The 15,166-nt window shown below is 55.4% G+C and carries 12 protein-coding genes and 1 tRNA gene; 7 read left to right on the top strand and 6 right to left on the bottom strand.

The features are described from left to right. Window positions 1–7: 7 nt before the first annotated feature. Entirely contained in the window at window positions 8–2,437 is a 2,430-nt protein-coding gene (locus O2N63_RS15745) for a GcvT family protein (protein WP_271055251.1), read from the bottom strand. 340 nt (window positions 2,438–2,777) lie between these two features. On the opposite strand from O2N63_RS15745, the gene O2N63_RS15740 reads away from it, so the two are divergent. Beyond that, window positions 2,778–3,620, top strand: a complete 843-nt coding sequence (locus O2N63_RS15740) for a LysR substrate-binding domain-containing protein (protein WP_271055249.1) — start codon at window positions 2,778–2,780, stop codon at window positions 3,618–3,620. A gap of 28 nt (window positions 3,621–3,648) precedes the next feature. On the opposite strand, the gene O2N63_RS15735 is transcribed toward O2N63_RS15740, so the two are convergent. The 4 genes from O2N63_RS15735 to ychF all read right to left on the bottom strand — a co-directional run bounded on the left by O2N63_RS15735 (window position 3,649) and on the right by ychF (window position 7,911). Then, complete coding sequence (locus O2N63_RS15735) at window positions 3,649–3,846, bottom strand: hypothetical protein (protein ID WP_271055248.1); 198 nt, start codon at window positions 3,844–3,846, stop codon at window positions 3,649–3,651. A gap of 152 nt (window positions 3,847–3,998) precedes the next feature. Continuing rightward, on the bottom strand, window positions 3,999–5,687 hold the full coding sequence (locus O2N63_RS15730) for an EF-hand domain-containing protein (RefSeq protein ID WP_271055247.1): 1,689 nt from the start codon (window positions 5,685–5,687) through the stop codon (window positions 3,999–4,001). Window positions 5,688–6,237: 550 nt separating this feature from the next. Further along, window positions 6,238–6,327: transfer RNA gene (locus tag O2N63_RS15725), tRNA-Ser, on the bottom strand. A gap of 486 nt (window positions 6,328–6,813) precedes the next feature. Next, window positions 6,814–7,911, bottom strand: coding sequence for a redox-regulated ATPase YchF (ychF, locus tag O2N63_RS15720; RefSeq protein WP_271055246.1), 1,098 nt, complete (start codon window positions 7,909–7,911; stop codon window positions 6,814–6,816). Window positions 7,912–7,998: 87 nt separating this feature from the next. Between ychF and O2N63_RS15715 the strand changes: the two genes are divergently transcribed. The 6 genes from O2N63_RS15715 to O2N63_RS15690 all read left to right on the top strand — a co-directional run bounded on the left by O2N63_RS15715 (window position 7,999) and on the right by O2N63_RS15690 (window position 14,337). Next, window positions 7,999–8,442, top strand: a complete 444-nt coding sequence (locus O2N63_RS15715; protein WP_271055245.1) for a VOC family protein — start codon at window positions 7,999–8,001, stop codon at window positions 8,440–8,442. A 79-nt stretch (window positions 8,443–8,521) separates the two neighbouring features. Continuing rightward, window positions 8,522–9,313: a tryptophan synthase subunit alpha gene (gene trpA, locus O2N63_RS15710; RefSeq protein WP_271055244.1), complete on the top strand. Its 792-nt coding sequence runs from the start codon at window positions 8,522–8,524 to the stop codon at window positions 9,311–9,313. A gap of 155 nt (window positions 9,314–9,468) precedes the next feature. Then, the gene (locus O2N63_RS15705; protein WP_271055243.1) at window positions 9,469–10,632 is read left to right on the top strand and encodes an alpha-hydroxy acid oxidase; all 1,164 of its coding nucleotides are present in this window, start codon (window positions 9,469–9,471) and stop codon (window positions 10,630–10,632) included. Window positions 10,633–10,756: 124 nt separating this feature from the next. Beyond that, on the top strand, window positions 10,757–12,901 hold the full coding sequence (locus O2N63_RS15700) for a DEAD/DEAH box helicase (RefSeq protein ID WP_271055242.1): 2,145 nt from the start codon (window positions 10,757–10,759) through the stop codon (window positions 12,899–12,901). 142 nt (window positions 12,902–13,043) lie between these two features. Next, window positions 13,044–13,694 (top strand): 50S ribosomal protein L25/general stress protein Ctc, encoded by a 651-nt coding sequence (locus O2N63_RS15695; RefSeq protein ID WP_271055241.1) that lies wholly within the window; start codon window positions 13,044–13,046, stop codon window positions 13,692–13,694. A 169-nt stretch (window positions 13,695–13,863) separates the two neighbouring features. Continuing rightward, complete coding sequence (locus O2N63_RS15690; RefSeq protein ID WP_271055240.1) at window positions 13,864–14,337, top strand: DUF411 domain-containing protein; 474 nt, start codon at window positions 13,864–13,866, stop codon at window positions 14,335–14,337. 28 nt (window positions 14,338–14,365) lie between these two features. Here the strand turns inward: O2N63_RS15690 and O2N63_RS15685 are convergent, their stop codons facing one another. Beyond that, window positions 14,366–15,049 (bottom strand): FkbM family methyltransferase, encoded by a 684-nt coding sequence (locus tag O2N63_RS15685; RefSeq protein WP_271055239.1) that lies wholly within the window; start codon window positions 15,047–15,049, stop codon window positions 14,366–14,368. Between the last annotated feature and the right edge of the window lie 117 nt (window positions 15,050–15,166).

Raw genomic sequence — 15,166 nt, 5'->3', positions numbered from 1 at the left:
CCTCCGGTCAAGCACGCGCGCGGGCGCTGGTGGGGTCTACGGCGCAGGTGTCGATCACTTCCGCGTCGCGCATCTCATTGTGAACCATGACCTGCATCTTCGTGCCCGGCGCGGTCATTTCTTCCGGCACCAGAGCCATCGCGATGTCGTGGTTGCAGTAGTAGGAGAAGCCGCCCGACGTGACGCGCCCGATGAGCTTGCCATCTGCGTAAACCCCTTCATCAAACATCACCGACGTGTCGCAGAATGGCAGCTTCAGGGTGACAAGGCGTTTGTAACCGCCCTTTTCCTGCTGCGCTTCAAGAGCTGCCTTACCGATGAATTCGCGTCCTTCCGTGACCACAAACCGCCCCAGATCGGCCTCATACGGCGTCATGTCCTTGCAAATCTCGCGGTTGATGGCACGATAGGATTTCTCCAGCCGCATGCTTTCCAGCGCCTCAAGCCCGAAGGGTTTTACACCCGCCTTCAGCAGAAGGTCGACAAGGTGGCGATTATAGCCAACCGGATGGTGGATTTCCCAGCCGAGCTCTCCTGTGTATGAGACGCGTAGCAGATGCACGCCTTTGGCATAGCCCACTTCGCCCATCTGGGCCGAAAGCCACGGGAAGGCTGCGTTGGAGAGGTCATTGTCGGTGAGCGGTTGCAGGATTTCACGCGCCTTCGGACCTGTCAGCGCAATCACGCCAAGCTGTTCGGAAATATCCTCAAGGGTTACTGAACCGTCTTTTGGTAGAAGGCGCCCAAGCTGGTCCCAGTTGTAAGCGCGCCAGTTCGGGGTCGAAATCAGATAGAAATCATCCTCGGCATAACGCACGATCGTGTATTCCGCGTCCATCCCACCCTTTTCATTGAGCAGGAGCGAGAGGGTCATGCGCCCAACTTTAGGCAGCTTATTCGCCATCAATCCATCGAGCCACGCCGCTGCCCCCGGCCCGCGCACGGTGAATTTGGTCATCGGTGACATCTCGATGAAGCCTGCCTCTTCACGGGTGCGACGCACTTCTTCCTGCACCAGCTCCATGTGATCGGTGCGCCGGAAGGAGTGTTCGGGGATGGCCTCTTCCGGGGAACGTGCAAACCAGCGCGGGAATTCATAGCCATTGAAGCTGGTCCAGACCGCACCGTGTTGAGTCAGCAAATCATAGGATCCCACGGTTTTCATCGGTCGTGCACCGGGCAAATCCTCACCCGGCACATGGGCATCCATATGGCTGCCCCAGGTCTCACGCACCTTGTCCATAGTCCAGCGTTTCGAGGCGTAATCCGAGAAACGACGCGGGTCGAGTTCGGACATGTCCATGCCCGGATCACCATCTACGATCCATTTGGCCAGACGGTTGCCTATGGTACCCCCCCACAGAATGCCGCCCGGCATACCTTCTGCCAGCCAGAGGTTCTCATGCCCCGGCGCGGGACCTGCCAGCGGCAGTTCATCCGGGGTCATCTGGAACGGTCCACGGGTGTTGGCCTTGATCCCTACCTCTCCCAAAGTTGGCACGCGCTCCAGCGCGCGTTCCCACTGGGTCTCAACCGCCTCGAAATCTTCTGGCAACAGATCTGCGCCGAAGTCAGGTGGCACGCGATCTTCGGCAAAGAGCTTGAGATCCTTCGTGAATTCATAAGGGCCAAACTGGATGCCGCCCACGTCTTCGCGCAAATAGGCACCATAATCCTCGTCACGCAGAATCGGGAATTCCGGCAGCCCTTGCGCTTTGCGTTCCTTGAGCAGAGGCACGGTCTCGGTTGTCCAATACTGGTGTACAATCGGGATACAGGGCAGATCCAGCCCCACGCGACGTGCATTCTCGCGGGCATAGTTGCCGGTTGCGAAGATCAGGTGCTCACAAGTGATTTCACCCTGATTGGTGGTCACCTTCCAGTGGCCATTATCGAGCTTTTCATAGGACTGCGCCTCGGTATTCTGATAGACTTTGGCGCCTGCATCACGGGCAAGTTTGGCCATCGCCATAGTGATATCTGCCGGATTCACATAGCCGTCTTCCGTGTGCAGAATACCACCGCGAATGTCGGGGCTTTGATTAAGCAGCGGGTAGACTTCGGCAATTTCCTCGGGCGTGAGCAGCTTACACGGTACGCCCGCCGCTTCGGCAATCGAGATGTAAGACTGAAACTCGTCCCAGCGTTTTTCAGAGTTTGCCACCCGCAGCTGGCCCACTTTGCGCAGCCCAACCGAGCTGCCCATCTTTTCCTCAACCTCGGTATAGATGCGGATCGTCTCGACCGTCATCTTTGACACATTATGAGAGCGCACAAAGGTCACCAGCAGACCCGCCGCATGCCAAGTTGATCCTGATGTCAGCGTGGTCCGCTCTAGCATGACCGCGTCGCTACACCCGTGCTCGGTCAATCCATAGAGGATCGACGCCCCAACACACCCACCGCCAACGACGACGACTTTGGCATGCGTTTTCATACAGCAACTCCTTCAAGAATGTGTCCGCCCTGATTGGGGCCAATCGGTGTTCAGGGTGTCGCCGGGATCCTTCTGCTTGCCGCTTAACTCCAAGACAGCAATCAGCGCAAATTCCTGGATCAAGCTGTCCGTCGTTGGTCTCCCTGCGCGCGCACCCAGTTTCAAACTTGCTATATTCTGAACCAACGTGGCATTTGCACAATTGCAAAAAAACTCATCTTGGATTAACTGTATTAATCTCAAAGATTGTATTTATTATTAAAATTGCCGTTTACAGTGATATACATGCGAGAATAAGTTGCCCAACCGCCCCTACAACCTTCCCCCTTTGACATCGCTGATGAGTTTTGAGGCTGCCGCGCGCAATGTCAGTTTCAAGGCGGCTGCCAAAGAACTCAACGTCACGCCAGCCGCCGTCAGCCACCAGATCAAGGCGCTGGAACGGGAAATGAATTGCAGCCTGTTTCACCGCTTTCACCGCGGCGTAGAGCTGACTGAAAGCGGGGCCTATCTTTTGGTCGCGCTGCAACGTGGGTTTGAAGAGATTAACGAAGCAGTGAGCCAATTGCGGTCACAACATGGGCGATCAGCAGTCACCATCCGCTCGACAACTGCTGTCAGCTCCCTCTGGCTGACACCGCGGCTTGCACAGTTTTGGAAAAGTCACGGCCACATCTCGGTCGCTCAGGTCGTCAGCGATCATGGTGCAGGTGTCCCTGATTGTGACCTGAGCATTCACTATGGAAATATCGATCAGGAGACCGGCAATTGCCGTGTCCTATTTCATGACGAAATCATGGCCCTCGGCAGCCCGCGTTTTGCCGATGAACACAACCTGAAAACTGTCGAAGACCTGGCCCATGTGCCGCTCATCCATCTGGAGGCTCCGGATACCGGGTGGACCAATTGGCATGAATGGGCGCGCGCACTTGGCTATCATGGCGAGTTAAAAACCGCACACCGTGTGAACAATTACATCATCGCCCTTCAGGCCGCGCGCGATGACATGGGGGCTGTGCTGGGTTGGGAAGGTCTGACATCTGATCTGATTGATGCGGGAAAGCTTGTTAAGCTTATTCCAGAGACCGTATCGGCCCCATTGGATTTTTATGTCAAACTACACAATCAATCTTCGCAACGGGCGAATATTGTCTTTGAGTGGCTCACTCAATTTTCGGACTAGCACTGACGACGTTGCAACGCGACTACACTTAGCCTGGAGGGGAACTGAGATTACCTTCCTCCGGCGAAAACCAAGCTGCCCAACTCATCCAAGAGTCGCCCAACGCACCGCTCATGGCCAATACCGCAACCACTACAACAGCTGTAAGCATTCCAAGCAATATGAGGTATTCTGTTGAAGCAACCCCTTGCTCTGATTTGATAAATCCTGTCTTGAATATTTTCATTTCTGCTCATTTCTCTGTACTATTATTGAGTAGCATACAGATTATTGGTGTCTTTTTTGAGAAAAAATCATGAACAAGCAATGCCGACATCTGGCGCATCTTGGCCATAGTCAGTGCCCCTGATTATCCGACGGGGTTCCAGTCTTGCTCTTCTACCATTTTTTTGCCCCACGTGGCGCGGGCACCCCTTCGGGCACAATGAGGCGAACCCCGCGTTCTGTGGTCAATCCTGCCGGAAGATCAATCGCAGTGCGAACAACAACCGTTAGCGGGAAACGCGCCTTGGCCCCTCCATCCGGCATCTGTTCCCATATGACACCTTCGGTCGACTTACTGTCAGGCACCACGCGCTTTACACCTTCTGGGACTTTGCGTGTGAGAAACTCAGGCGGTGGCGCAACAAAGTCGACCTTACCTTTAGACGCCAACACAATTAACCCAATTTCAAGCGGCGGCGTTTCGCGTTCACGTATCGCAACGGTTGACCGTATTGAAGATGGGTCAAGAATTTGGAACCCACCTGGATCAAAAGACATAAAACGGTCGACTATGAACTGACCATCACCCTGCATGATTGGCAAAGCGTCCTTTGACAAAACAGTTTCAGCATCGTTGGTAAGCGCACCAAGGTCCACACGTCCAATACGGCCTCCCACAATCGCAGTTAAATCGGTGCGACCGAGCACTTGGCCAAACTCTTTTGCAATGCCACCAGGTTTTCCAATTCGCATACCCAGAAACCCGCGGTGACACGAGGTATTGGCGAGTTTCGCGTTGCCACCGTCCAGCGCGACGGTCGAAGCAACACCGATGACGGCCTTAACACGGCCCGCGCCAGGACCGACAACCCGGAAAACAGTTGGCGATCGCATCGAGGCGATAAGGTAGATGTCTTTATGTCCAGAGGGGATCGAAATCTCTGCCATTCGCACGACGGGGTCGTTCGGTATATCGAAGGCCAAATTTGTAACTGCTGTCCCAGCGTTGCCCTGGATAACAGCAATCTCGGCAATAGCCGGTATTTGGGGCAATTCGCATTTCACACGGCGGCCACCGGATCTGTCTCCAGCCTTGGCCCTAGCTCCGATAAACGCCTTTCTGACGGTGTTCGCCTCTTCTGTATCGACAACGTTGTCGCTGTTGGCGTCAATGAAATCGAGCAGACGATCTGCCTCCAGCCTGACCTCGACCTCGGCAATCTTCCCGTCGTCGTTCACGTCCCAGATAGGTTTAATCGAACTGCCTTCGGCTCTGCGGCGGGTCAGTATTCGATCCTCATTCACCCCCGATATAGCCTCTTCATACGTAACCCGATTGTCCCCATCCAAATCACGGCGTAGCCCTTTAGCAACAAATTCCAGCACCAATGACTGCCTTTGCCCGTCTGTCAGCTTGATTTTCGAGCCCAACCTCCGCCTCGAGGCATTGCTTTCAATCTTTGTGCGACCAACGACCACCAGCTCTTCGCGGGTAACGACGCGGTTATTATCCAAGTCGTTTTCCGTCCAGATCCGCAAGGCCATGGAACGGGCGCGTGCAATCTCAACCTGAGCAGCCAGTACCCGGTCGTCATCCGTGATGCCCGGGTGACCGTCAAGTTCATCACTGGCCAAGGCGTTTGACAGGGCATTCTCGATTGCACCGCGAGAGGTGGGTGGTCGAACGCGGCCAAGCAAATCAATACCACGATAGATTGTGGCAAGATCAAAGCCACTTACATCCGGGAACTGCGAACGTTCAGCAGGCTTTTCTCCGGGGCGAATAAACGTAATCTCAACGTAGGTCGGCGTGAAGGAAGCGACAAAAACTATTATTATTGTAAAAATGTATTTACTGAACATAACCCAAAAATCGCCGATAACTTGGGCAAAAATTTGACGACAACAAATGAAGGTTGCTGACATTCGCACGGGTCGCATTAGGAATACATACAATGCGCGTCGCCCCAATACTCAACCTGAAGTGATCTGATCTTCGCCGCTGGACGCAGCTTTTCATTCTACCTAGACAATAAACACGCTGGGTTTCCAAACCATAATGGACCCACGACCGTTACACGGTTGAACCTGAAGGTTCACAGTTACAAGGATCAGTTTCAGGACAGACAACTCAATATAGAAATCAACCAATTTCTTCGACATAACCTTACCTTCCATATTCATCCCAAGGGAACAGGCTCATTGAGATAGCTGTCATGGCAAGCGCAACGGAGCGTTTAATCTCAATGCCCTCACCAGCATTGGAATCGACAAACATGGCAGGCAAAAAGCGGCCAGTCTAAAGGAAACCGAAGATAGGCAGTCAAACGAATACCGCACGCGGGAACGAGGTTTGCGACAAAACCCGCGCCACGCAAATAACTTAAAGCAATTAAATTTAAATGTGTGAGGGTGGCGGAGACGAAGGGATTCGAACCCTCGAGACCCTTCCGGGCCTACTCCCTTAGCAGGGGAGCGCCTTCGACCACTCGGCCACGTCTCCGCGGACGGGTATATGTGTCGACACACGAAGAAACAAGGCACAATATCAATGCTAAGAGCATTTTTTAGTTCGAACCGTGTGTTTCCAATTTCAGCATAAATCAAAACCCATCTGGAGAGCACAATGGCAAGGATCTGGCCACTCTTCCCACTGACGCTCGGCTTCATCTCGCTGCGACCTTATTATCCCCCGAGACGCAGCATCAAAACGAAAATGCCTTGGAAAAAGTGGAGCCCCGAATACATCTGAATGAACGCGCCAAAATCTCGAATTGTTCAAGACCATTCTTCAAAACCATCTTCTTTTGAGAGGCTTTGTGCCGGGCTCTGAAGCGTGCCCAATGCGTTTGCCTTGACCTATTTCCGCCACAAGGACGATGTCATGAAACGCATGACTTTCGAGCAGATGTGCAGCCAATACTCTTTTCTGAAACGAAAAACGGCCGGGGCAATGCCCGGCCGTTTTCCTTTGATTTGCTTGATGATATCAGGCGTTGAACAAGAAGTGCAGCACGTCCCCGTCTTTGACCATATAGCTCTTACCTTCGGCCCGCATCTTGCCTGCATCCTTGGCCCCGTTTTCACCGTTGAATTCGATGTAGTCGTCATAGGCGATGGTTTCAGCGCGAATAAAACCGCGTTCAAAATCACCGTGAATCACTCCTGCCGCCTGCGGAGCAAGAGTACCTTCACGAATGGTCCAGGCGCGGGCTTCTTTCGGGCCGACGGTGAAATAGGTTTCGAGATGCAAAAGCTCGTACCCGGCGCGGATCAGGCGGTCGAGACCGGCCTCTTCCAGCCCCAGTTCTTCTAGGAACATTTCCATATCATCGGCGTCGAGTTGGCTGATTTCCTCTTCGATCTTGGCGGAAATCACGACCGAGGCTGCACCCTGCTCTTCGGCCATTTTCGCGACCGCATCCGAGTACTGATTGCCGTTTGCAGCGTCGCTTTCATCCACGTTGCAGACATAGAGGATTTTCTTGGTGGTCAGAAGTTGCAGCATATTCCATGCTTTGCGGTCTTCATCGTCTACTTCAACCGTGCGAGCCGGACGGCCATTTTCCAAGGCTTCCATCGCCGCCTTCATCAGGCGTTCCTGCTGCACGGCCTCTTTGTCACCACCGCGCACCTTGCGCACGATGTTCTGTAGGCGCTTTTCGATCGATTCCATGTCCGCAAGCATCAGCTCGGTCTCGATCACTTCGGCGTCTTCCACCGGATTCACGCGACCGTCCACATGGGTCACGTCACCATCGTCAAAGCAACGCAGCACGTGGGCAATCGCGTCCACCTCGCGAATATTGGCGAGGAACTGGTTGCCCAATCCTTCCCCTTTTGATGCGCCCTTCACCAGACCCGCGATATCCACAAATGTGATCCGGGTCGGAATAACTTCTTTCGACTTGGCAATCGCTGCCAGTTTGTCCAGCCGAGCATCCGGCACGGCAACTTCACCCACATTGGGTTCAATCGTACAAAATGGAAAGTTGGCGGCCTGCGCGGCGGCCGTCTTGGTCAGCGCATTAAAGAGCGTCGATTTGCCGACATTCGGCAGACCCACGATGCCCATTTTGAAACCCATCTCGGCCTCCGGTGTATAAACAAATATTGATCGTCCGGGGCGTTCTAGGGCTTTGACAGGTTGGGCGCAAGCGTGCTGGAGTTGTGAATGCAGTCAAAAGTGGAGGTCGCAATGCAACCCATTCCTTATTTGTTCTTCAATGGAACCTGCCGGGACGCGATGACGTATTATGGAAAAGTGTTCGGCTCAGCTCCTGAAATCATGAATTTCAAGGACATGCCCGAGGACGTCCGCGCAGGAATGCCCGGTGTACCGGATGACGCCATCATGCATGCCGGGCTCGCTGTGGGCGACGGCTGGATCTATGCAAGCGACGATCCGTCTGATGGCCCCTCTGCAATGGCTGGCAGCGATGTATCGCTCGCCTTGTCCGATGAGGCGGAAACCCAACGCATCTGGGACGCGCTTGCTGATGGGGGCGAGATTCGAATGCCGCTTTCCCCGATGTTTTGGACCCCGCTCTTTGGTACTTTAACCGACCGGTTTGGAACCCGCTGGATGATCATGACGGATGGTCCAGCACCTGATTGAACGCGCAAGACCGCGATGAGCCATTGATTTCCCCGGTCCAGTTGGGGCAAACCGGTCAGGACCAAGGAAAGGATCACGCATGACTCGCATCGACGCAAAATTCGCCGAGCTGAAGGCACAGGGCAAAAAGGCCTTTGTCTCTTACATCATGGCTGGTGATCCGGATGTCGAAACCTCGATGGAGGTGCTAAAGGGTCTGCCGGCTGCTGGTGTTGACGTGATCGAACTGGGCCTGCCCTTCACCGATCCTATGGCAGATGGCCCGACGATCCAGCTGGCAGGTGGCCGTGCGCTGGACGGCGGTATGACCCTGCAAAAGACGCTGGATATGGCGACAGAGTTCCGCAAGGGCGACGACACAACTCCCATTGTGCTGATGGGATATTACAACCCGATCTACAATCGTGGAGTGGATAAGTTTCTTGTCGACGCCAAGGCGGCCGGTATTGATGGGCTGATCGTGGTGGACCTTCCCCCCGAAGAAGATGACGAGCTTTGCATTCCAGCGCAAAAAGCGGGGCTGAACTTTATTCGCCTCGCCACCCCAACCACCGATGACAAACGCCTGCCGACAGTGCTGCAAAACACCTCGGGCTTTGTGTACTACGTGTCCGTGACCGGCGTGACCGGGGCTGCAGAAGCACAAGCTGGCGATGTGGCACCGGAAGTTGCGCGAATCAAAGCCAAGACAGACCTGCCGGTTATCGTCGGCTTTGGTGTCAACACGCCCGAAAAAGCCGAGACCATTGCAGGAGCCGCAGATGGCACCGTGGTCGGCAGTGCCATTGTCAGCCAGATCGCGGCGGGCAAACCGGCAAGTGAAGTGCTGGAGTTCGTGAAATCACTGGCAGATGGTGCGCATCGCGCCTGATCAGATCAACATCTGAAAGACACATCGGGCCGGTCAAATTGACCGGCCTTTTTTGTTTTCCCATCCGCCGGATCTGCATGCCAAGAAATTGGAGCATTGCGTAGCGAAGCACAAACTGGTAAAGAAAGTTTACCAATATCAGAAATGAGCCTGTCATGCCTGTCATTACCGAAGTCGAAGACCTCAAGCGGATCTACAAGCGGCGCGTGCCGAAGATGTTCTATGACTACGCAGAAAGCGGATCATGGACCGAGCAGACATTCCGGGAAAACAGCTCGGATTTCGACAAGCTCTATTTCAAACAGCGTGTGGCCGTGGACATGGATGGGCGGTCGACCAAGACACAGATGATCGGGCGGGATGTCTCGATGCCCGTAGCACTGGCGCCTGTGGGTCTGACCGGCATGCAATGCGCCGATGGCGAGATCAAGGCGGCGCGGGCTGCTGAGAAATTCGGTGTGCCTTTCACGCTCTCAACCATGTCGATCTGCTCGATCGAAGATGTGGCAGAGAATACAAACGCCCCGTTCTGGTTTCAGGTCTATACGCTGAAAGACGACGACTTCATGCAGCGCTTGTTTGACCGGGCCAAGGCGGCAGGCTGTGATACAGCGGTGATCACGGTCGATCTGCAAATGCTGGGGCAACGCCATAAGGATCTGAAAAACGGACTGTCAGCCCCACCCAAGCTGACTGTGAAATCGGTCGCCAATATGATGACCAAGGTGCAATGGGGCCTTGGTATGCTCGGCACCAAGCGACGGTTCTTCGGCAACATCGTCGGCCACGCCAAGGGCGTCAAGGATCCGTCATCTCTTGCCACATGGACCGCCGAAGCCTTTGATCCATCGCTAGACTGGGATCGCATCCGCCAGTTCCGCAAGATGTGGGATGGTAAGCTGATCATCAAAGGGATCATGGAGCCGGTGGACGCGCTTGAGGCCTGCAATGTGGGGGCCGACGCGATCATCGTGTCAAACCACGGTGGACGACAATTGGATGGCGCTCTCAGTTCAATTCGCGCCCTGCCCGCGATTTTGGATGCGGTTGGTGACAAGATCGAAGTGCATATCGACAGCGGCATCCGCTCGGGACAGGACGTCTTAAAGGCCATCGCCATGGGCGCCAAAGGCACCTATCTCGGCCGCGCCTTTGTTTATGGCTTGGGCGCCATGGGGGAACAGGGTGTGACCAAGGTGCTCGAGATGACCCATAAGGAACTTGAGGTCTCGATGGCGTTCTGCGGTCACACTGATATCAACACCGTGAACCGTGACATCCTCTATGTCCCGAAAGGCTTTTCGGGGGATTGGGAGTAACCACGCTTTGTGGCATCCCCAGTTCTGAACCACCGACAACCCCGCCTGAATGATCAGGCGGGGTTTAGCTCTGCGCATGGCTGCCTTGCCACAAGCCCCCTATCCTTTTGCCCCGAAACCCTGTATGCGCAGGTCTTTCGCGCCCGCATCCCGCTTGCCATACCTTCTGAAAGACGCCGACATGATGATCCCGACCCTCGCAAAAGCCCTTGCCGACAAGGGCTATGACACGCTGACCGATGTGCAGGAAGCGGTGACAAACCCCGAGTTGGTGGATCAGGACATGCTGGTTTCCGCCCAGACTGGATCAGGCAAGACCGTGGGCTTTGGCCTGGCCATTGCGCCAACCATTCTGGACGGTGAGGCCTTTGGCCCCGCCGCCACGCCTCTGGCCCTGGTGATTGCACCCACGCGTGAATTGGCGATGCAGGTGAAGTTTGAGCTGAGCTGGCTTTACGCCCATACCGGCGCGCGCATTGCGTCCTGTGTTGGCGGGATGGATCAACGCACCGAACGCCGGGCGCTTGAGCGTGGCGCTCATATTGTTGTGGGTACGCCAGGGCGCCTGCGTGACCACATCACCCGCGGCGCGCTGGTCTTGGACGCGCTGAAGGCTGTGGTTCTGGACGAAGCAGACGAAATGCTCGACATGGGCTTCAAGGAAGACCTTGAATTCATGCTGGATGCAACACCAGAAGAGCGCCGCTCACTGCTCTTCTCGGCCACCGTCTCGCCGCTGATTTCCAAACTTGCCAAGCAATATCAACGTGATGCCGTGCGCGTCTCGACCGTGTCGAAGGAAAAGCAGCACGCCGATATCGAATACCAAGCGCTGCGCGTGGCCGATCGGGATGAGGAACATGCGATCATCAATATTCTGCGCTATCACGATGCGCAGAATGCGATTGTCTTTGCAAACACCCGCGCAACGGTAAACCGCCTGACCACACGTCTGTCCAACCGGGGCTTGCCTGTTGTTTGCCTGTCTGGCGAACTCAGCCAAGCCGAACGATCCAATGCGCTGCAATCCATGCGTGACGGCCGGGCAAGGGTCTGTGTGGCCACCGACGTGGCCGCGCGCGGCATTGACCTTCCGATGCTGGATCTTGTGATTCATGCCGAACTGCCTACCAATACAGAAGGTCTGTTGCACCGCTCCGGCCGCACGGGCCGGGCTGGACGTAAAGGGACATCAGCCCTGATCGTGCCCCCCAAAATGGTCAAACGCGCCGAACGCCTTCTGCGTTGGGCCAAGATCACCGCAAAGTGGGACCTGCCGCCTTCTGCCGACGAAATTCGCACCCGTGACGTAGAGCGGTTGATGGAACACCCAACCTGGAACGAGGGTTTGACCGGTGATGAGGGGCAGCTTGCGGGCGACCTGATTGCGCGCTTCACGCCTGAACAGATCGCCACGGCCTGTATTCGCCTGCATCGCGTCCAATTCTCAGCACCAGAAGAACTCGCTGAGATCGGTGCGCGCCCTGCCCGTCGTGAAGACAAGGATTTTGGCCCATCGACTTGGTTCTCATTGTCGGTTGGTCGCAAACAAAACGCCGAGCCACGCTGGCTTCTGCCCATGCTGTGCCGTTCGGGAAATCTCGACAAGAACGACATCGGCGCCATCCGCGTTCAAGGGCGCGAGACCTTTGTGGAACTGTCCAATGACAGCGTTGAGAAATTCCTGGGCGCATCCGGGGGCGGCGAACTGGAAGACGGTATTCGTGCCACCCAACTGGAAGGCAAACCCGATCTGAGCGCCCCACCACGCAAACAAGGTGGCAAATTTGGCGACAAGCCCAACTTCAAAGGAAAGGGCAAGTTTGACCGCGATGACCGCGCGCCCAAACCGCACCGCAAAGGTAGCGGTGAGAAAAGGGAAGCTGGTGATCGTCCAGCAAAGTCCGACAAACCCGCGAAACCTTTACGTAAGCAAAACCAACGAGACGACCGCGCCTCGGCCCCCTCTGCCAACAAAGGTGGTCGCTGGTCACCTGACCTTGTTCCGGAAGTGAACCCCGAGACCAAATCGGAATACAAAACACCCGAAAAGCGGGATGAGAAAAAATCCCGCAAAAGCGATGGCACGCCCACCGCGAACCCCAACAAGAAACGGGATGAGGACGGCAACAAGCAGCGCTGGAAAAAAGAAAAGCCCGGCAAGAAGGGCAAAGGGGCCAAGCCCGGAAGCAAACCTGCCAAACCGCCCAAGGTGCGCAAGAACCAGCCGCGCGGTGAAAACGCACTGCCACGCCGCGTGAAAAAGTAACGGATCGAGGGCCGTTTCAACGCCTCTAACCGTGCGGCCCAGAAATGGCTTTCCTTTTGCCCGATTCCCCTGTATGGGCAGGGCTTCATCGCGGGGCTACAGCCTTGGAGGAGCCCCGCCCTATACATATTGGAGAATTACAATGGCAAAAGAGATCCCTGATCTTGTTGCTCAGAAACGCGCGGGGACAGGCAAGGGCGCCGCTCGCCAGGCACGTCGTGACGGGCTGGTTCCAGGTGTGGTTTACGGTGGCGACGCCGATCCCCTGTCGATCAACATCCCGTTCAACGACCTGCTGAAAAAGCTGAAAGCTGGCCGTTTCCTGTCGACCCTGTGGAACCTGAAGGTTGAGGGCGAAGAAGACGTACGCGTGATCTGCCGCGGTGTTCAGCGTGACGTCGTGAAAGACCTGCCGACCCACATCGACCTGATGCGTCTGCGCCGCACCTCGCGGATCAGCCTGTTCATCCACGTGGAATTCGAAAACCACGAGGAAGCACCGGGCCTGAAAAAAGGCGGCGTTTTGACCGTTGTGCGTCCGGAAGTCGAACTGAATGTTGTTGCTGGTGAAATCCCGGATCAAATCGTTGTCGACCTGACCGGCCGTGAAGTGGGCGACGTGATCCACATTTCGGACGTGACCCTGCCGTCGGGTGCCAAGCCGACCATCGATCGTGACTTCGTGATCGCAAACCTTGCCGCACCGAGCTCGCTGCGTTCGTCGGATGAGGACGAAGAGGCTGAAGAGGTCGCAGCAGATGAAGTTGAAGCCATCGAAGTGGCCGCAGACTAAGTCTCATAAGACGATATCGAATATGAAGCGGGGTTCCCATCGGAACCCCGCTTTTTTTTTGGGGGGGGCTGACGGGGCAGAACACAAACAGGTGAAATTGACGAAGATCAACACAAACCAAAGAAGGTTTGTGTTAATAACCTGCATCAAACGTGCAAAGAGAACTCTTATGTCCAATCTCACCCTGTCCCGCCGCCGCTTTCTGATTTCAGCTCTGGCCACACCCGTATTGTCAGCCGCTCCTGCAATCGCCAGTTCCCCTGCCCTTCATGTGCGCAAGGATCCCAGCTGCGGTTGTTGTGGGGCATGGATCAAAATCATGCAGGCAAATGGATTTTCCACCACTGTCGAGAACGTGGACTATGACGCGCTGTATCTCTTCAAGCAGCAAGGCGGTATTTCCGATGACCTGATGTCCTGCCACACCGCCGAGATTGATGGATATCTGATTGAGGGTCACGTGCCCGCTGCTGATATCTCTCGCCTGCTCGCGCAGCGGCCCGAGGCGATTGGATTGACCGTGCCTGGGATGCCCAGTGGATCCCCCGGAATGGGCCCGGAAAATCAGCGTGAGGCCTATGAGGTCTTGTTGATGCGTAAGGATGGACGGGTCGAGGTCTTTTCCAGCTACGCAGCCGCATAATCGCAACGGTTGGGGCGGGTGGCGCCGCCTACTCTGTCCCGATGCGTTGAAACACAACCACATCCCCACGCGACCCTCTGGGCTGATAGGCAAACCCATTGCGAGCCATTCCGGCAAAGATTTCATCAACCGTGGACAGGTCATAATATTTCGTATGAAGTTCCATGACCACAGCCCTTACCTTGCCGGGCCAAGGCAGAACCGCCAGTCCGGCCTCTACCCCTTCCAGATCCATCGTGACAACATCAGGTTCGAACGCCACCAGAAGGTCGGACAAGTGTAGGGCGGGCACCTCGACCAAACGCCCCTTGCCGTCCGATGTTTCGGAAGAGAGGCGAGAAGAATAAAAGGCTGGTCGCAATTCAAGTGTCACCTGTTCGCTGCGGTGGTTGCCACCAACCACCGCGCCATGGATAAGGCCCGCTCGCGGTGCGCCATTCTGGGCGAGGTTTCGTTCAAGAACAGGGATGAGTTCCGGATTAGCTTCAATACAAGTGATGTTGCGATCATCAAGGGTTTGGGCCGCCAGACTGGCGATAAAGCCGATTGCGCTTCCCAGATCCAGCAAATGGTCCCCTTTGCGCAAAACGGCACCAAGGGCGCGTGCTTCGCCCCACTCATAGCTGCCGGTGCGCAATTCTTCCCGCAGAACCGGTGTCAAAAACCTATCCGGGATCTCCAGATTCAAACCTTTGATGTCAAATTTTGCCATGTTGGCCCTAATTTAGTCTGTTTTCACCTGCGCCGAATATTCATTAGGGCTGCGGAATTGAGCAGCCCAGTTCTTTACGCTAAATAGGGTGCAATCCCGACCCTTTGTCCAGAGCGG

The organism is Aliiroseovarius salicola (assembly GCF_027891095.1).
Lineage (GTDB): Bacteria > Pseudomonadota > Alphaproteobacteria > Rhodobacterales > Rhodobacteraceae > Aliiroseovarius > Aliiroseovarius salicola.
This window is presented reverse-complemented; position numbering and strand designations above follow the sequence as displayed.

Excerpts from the sequence above, each read along its gene's own strand:
- O2N63_RS15745 (WP_271055251.1), bottom strand. The coding sequence starts at position 2,437 with ATGAAAACGCATGCCAAAGTCGTCGTCGTTGGCGGTGGGTGTGTTGGG.
- O2N63_RS15740 (WP_271055249.1), top strand. The coding sequence starts at position 2,778 with ATGAGTTTTGAGGCTGCCGCGCGCAATGTCAGTTTCAAGGCGGCTGCC.
- O2N63_RS15735 (WP_271055248.1), bottom strand. The coding sequence starts at position 3,846 with ATGAAAATATTCAAGACAGGATTTATCAAATCAGAGCAAGGGGTTGCT.
- O2N63_RS15730 (WP_271055247.1), bottom strand. The coding sequence starts at position 5,687 with ATGTTCAGTAAATACATTTTTACAATAATAATAGTTTTTGTCGCTTCC.
- ychF (WP_271055246.1), bottom strand. The coding sequence starts at position 7,911 with ATGGGTTTCAAAATGGGCATCGTGGGTCTGCCGAATGTCGGCAAATCG.
- O2N63_RS15715 (WP_271055245.1), top strand. The coding sequence starts at position 7,999 with ATGCAGTCAAAAGTGGAGGTCGCAATGCAACCCATTCCTTATTTGTTC.
- trpA (WP_271055244.1), top strand. The coding sequence starts at position 8,522 with ATGACTCGCATCGACGCAAAATTCGCCGAGCTGAAGGCACAGGGCAAA.
- O2N63_RS15705 (WP_271055243.1), top strand. The coding sequence starts at position 9,469 with ATGCCTGTCATTACCGAAGTCGAAGACCTCAAGCGGATCTACAAGCGG.
- O2N63_RS15700 (WP_271055242.1), top strand. The coding sequence starts at position 10,757 with ATGCGCAGGTCTTTCGCGCCCGCATCCCGCTTGCCATACCTTCTGAAA.
- O2N63_RS15695 (WP_271055241.1), top strand. The coding sequence starts at position 13,044 with ATGGCAAAAGAGATCCCTGATCTTGTTGCTCAGAAACGCGCGGGGACA.
- O2N63_RS15690 (WP_271055240.1), top strand. The coding sequence starts at position 13,864 with ATGTCCAATCTCACCCTGTCCCGCCGCCGCTTTCTGATTTCAGCTCTG.
- O2N63_RS15685 (WP_271055239.1), bottom strand. The coding sequence starts at position 15,049 with ATGGCAAAATTTGACATCAAAGGTTTGAATCTGGAGATCCCGGATAGG.